The sequence below is a fragment of the Gemmatimonadota bacterium genome (assembly GCA_026706345.1).
Lineage (GTDB): Bacteria > JAAXHH01 > JAAXHH01 > JAAXHH01 > JAAXHH01 > JAAXHH01.
The window spans coordinates 1-3,478 of record JAPOYX010000185.1 but is presented as its reverse complement, the minus strand read 5'-3'; the positions used below and the strand labels follow the sequence as shown (position 1 = coordinate 3,478).

The 3,478-nt window shown below is 62.7% G+C and carries 3 protein-coding genes; all 3 read left to right on the top strand.

Annotated elements, in window-relative coordinates; all coding sequences use genetic code 11:
• On the top strand, positions 1-463 hold a 463-nt coding region (locus OXG98_12940; GenBank protein MCY3772909.1), incomplete at its 5' end, for a DUF1295 domain-containing protein.
• A gap of 8 nt (positions 464-471) precedes the next feature.
• On the top strand, positions 472-1,881 hold the full coding sequence (locus tag OXG98_12935) for a cytochrome P450 (protein MCY3772908.1): 1,410 nt from the start codon (positions 472-474) through the stop codon (positions 1,879-1,881).
• The coding region (locus OXG98_12930) for an FAD-dependent monooxygenase (protein MCY3772907.1) at positions 1,878-3,478 on the top strand (1,601 nt) is incomplete at its 3' end. The genes OXG98_12935 and OXG98_12930, both read left to right, overlap by 4 nt.

The following is a 3,478-nucleotide window of genomic DNA, read 5'->3' as shown; positions in this document are numbered from 1 at the left end:
AGACTACGTGCTGGTGCCCTTTTTCTACTGCCTCGCCGGCTGGTGGCTGGTCCATGCGTCGGTACCGCTGCCCGCCACCACCGCCGTATTGATCACCCTGCTGTTTTGCTTCGGATTCTGGCTGTTTCGCGGTGCCAACGACCAGAAGCACCGCTTCAAGCGTGACCCTGGCGCTACCATCTGGGGACGCCCAGCACAGTCCCTGGACGGGCGCCTGCTGGTTTCCGGATTCTGGGGCATCGGACGCCACCTCAACTACACCGGCGAGATCTGCATCTACCTTGCGTTCGCCCTTACTACCGGGTTCGCATCCTGGGTGCCATACCTGCTGCCGGCGTGGCTTGCAGGTCTGCTGTTCCATCGCTCCATACGGGATGAGCGGCGCTGTCGTTCCAAGTACGGCGAGCTGTGGGGACGCTACAGGCAGCGGGTGCGTTACTCGATGTTGCCATTTGTCTATTAGGGGAAGAGATGGAACAGCGGTCTGATGGCGTGACATCCCTGGGTTCGGCACAGTTCTCGCCGAAGGCGCCCAAAGCCGTACCTGAGCTTGCGGGCGGGTGGCCATTGATCGGTCACCTGCCGGGTTTTCTGAAAGATCCGGTCTCGATGTTGAGTCGCGGCTGGCAAGAGCAGGGTGAACTTTTCAAGTTCCGGATCGCTACTCGCGATTTTGTGCTCTTCACCGGACCCGAAGCCCACGACTTCTACTTCAGGGCGTCCGAGGACCAGTTGAATGCTAAAGCCGTGTACCAGTTCACGGTACCCATATTCGGACATGGTGGGGCGTACGACGTCTCGTACGAACTCATGGCCGAGCAGCTGGCATTCCTGTACCCGGTGCTTCGCGAGGCTGCGATGCACAAGTTTGCACGAATCATGTTTGAGGAAACCGCCCGGTTTGCCGACTCCCTTGGAGAGGCCGGGGAAATGGACCTGTCACATGCAATGAACGAGCTTACGGTGAAGATCGCCAGTCGCTGCCTCATCGGCGAGGAAGTCCGGGACCAGGTGGACACGGGTTTTGCCGAGGCCTACCACGATCTGCAAAACGGAATCAACACCCTCGGGTTTTTTCTCCCCAAGCTTCCCACCAGGGCGCATCGCACCCGCGACCGGGCCCGGCAAAAGGTGGCTGAGCTCTTCAGCCAGGTGATGCGGGAACGCCGGCGTTCAGGAGCCACGCCGGACGATTTCATGCAGACCCTCATGAACGCCCGATACAAGGACGGCCGCGCGCTGGATGACGACGAGCTTACCGGCATCCTGCTGACCGTGCTGTTCGCCGGCCAGCATACGAGCGCGGTGCTCGCCACCTGGACCGCCCTGGAGCTCCTGAGGGCACCCTCCTACCTGACGAAGGTCAGGGACGAGATACAAGGCGTCTACCGCGAGGCAGGCGCCATGAGCCTGTCGAGTCTCAAACAGCAGGTCGTTCTGGAACACGCCGTGCGTGAGTGCGAGCGGCTGCATCCGCCGTTGATCATGCTGATCCGAAAGGTACTCAAACCCGTGCACTATGCAGGCTACCTCGTACCTGCCGGCACCTTGGCCATAGTGTCACCGGCGGTCTCCCACCGGTTGCCGCATGTGTTTGCTGACCCGGAGCAGTTCTCTCCGGAGCGGTTTGCACCCCCTAATTGCGAGGACAAACAGCACCACTACGCCCTGATCGGTTTCGGCGGCGGCAAGCACCGGTGCATGGGAAAGCATTTTGCCTACCTGCAACTGAAAGCGATCTGGACCGTGCTGCTCGACCGCTTCGATTTTCATCTCGACACCGCGTTTCCCGCCCCGAATTACGGGAGCTGGGTGACGGGCCCCGAGACACCCTGCCGACTCCGCTATCGCCGCCGCTCGCAAGGGAGCATTGTCCGATGAGCGGCGCCACTCTTCGGCACTACGACGTCGCCATCGTCGGCGCGGGTCCGGTAGGCAGCTTGTGCGCGCTCGCTCACGCGCGCAAAGGCGCCCGGGTGGTTCTGCTCGAAGCCAATCCCAAAGCTTCCAAACGCCTGGCGGGCGAATGGCTGCATCCGCCTGCCGCGCGGATGTTGCGCGATTTCGGGATAGCCCTCGATACGCAGTCCCGCAGCACCACGGGTCAAGGATTTACGGTATTCCCGGAAGACGGCTCGGAACCGATAGTGCTTCCTTATCCAGACGGAGCTCACAGTTTGGTATGCGAGCACGCGGCACTCGTCTCCCATCTGCGTGAAGCGGTCGAAAACGAGTCGGGTGTCGACTTTCTTCTCCACGCGCGGGTCCAGGCGGTCGAAGACGGGCGGGTCACTTTTACCCGTAACGGTGTCGATGAATCCGTGACCGCGGCGCGGATTGTAGGCGCCGACGGCCGGACCTCAGTCGTGCGTCAATCGTTGGATTTATCGACAAGCCCGATAATCTGCTCGTGGATGGTGGGGGTCACACTAAGAGGGGTGAGTTTACCGCTGGAGGGTTATGGGCATGTGTTGTGTGGTGGACCGGGTCCAATTCTCGTATACCGTCTGGCAGAGCATTGCGTCCGGGTCATCGTCGATGTCCCAGTGGACCGCTGGACACCCCGGGACCGGATTGGCTTCCTGTCGGACTCGTATGCCGGTGTGTTGCCGGAAACACTGAGGTCGGCGTTCGTCGAAGCGCTGCGGACGGAGCAGTTCCAGATCGCAAACAACGCGCTGAGGCCGCGCGTCACGTACGGGAGCCCCCGTCGAGTGCTTATTGGCGATGCGGCCGGGCACTACCATCCCCTGACCGCGGTGGGAATGACCCTCGGTTTCGGCGATGCGCTTACGCTGGCCGAGGGCGAGGACTTTCACGACTTCACCACCAAGCGTGTCCAGGCGACCCGCGCTCCGGAGTTCCTCGCCATGGGGTTCTACGAGGTCTTTGCCGATCATCGGGCCGAGGTGGTGGCGGTCAGACACGCGGTCTACCGGCGTTGGCGGGCAAAATCCGCGGTCCGCGACCGGACCATGTGTTTACTCGCCTGTGAAGACACCTCGGTGGCCCATCTGAGTCGCGAGTTTGGCGTGACGGTGGCCCGGGCGGTTGCCAGGGAGATGCCGCGATCCTCCGACCAACTCGCTTGGCGTCGGGCCGGCGCCAGCGTTCAGGCGCTCGCTGTGCGTCTCTGGTGGCTCCTGCGTGGCGTTCGGCAGCTACACAAGGCGAGAAGCGCGGGCGGAGGAAAAGACGAGCGAGTTCGGGACGCCTTGGCCCGCGCATTTCCGGTCTCCATGCCATCGAGCGTTCGTGACCCCCAGCCCAGCCGCCCGAGGGAGGTTGCGCCACCCGAGGCCGGTCCGGCATTGCGGCGTGCGAGCGTGCGCTTGTTACATCTCCAGGGCGAGGATGGCGCCTGGGAAGGTGAGATGGTGTGGTGTCCCATGCTGACCGCGCAATATGTGCTGTTGCACCACATTCTGGAGCGGCCGCTCGAGCCCGGCCGGCGTCGGCGTGTGCTGCGCTCCTTCGA

Excerpts from the sequence above, each read along its gene's own strand:
- OXG98_12935 (MCY3772908.1), top strand. The coding sequence starts at position 472 with ATGGAACAGCGGTCTGATGGCGTGACATCCCTGGGTTCGGCACAGTTC.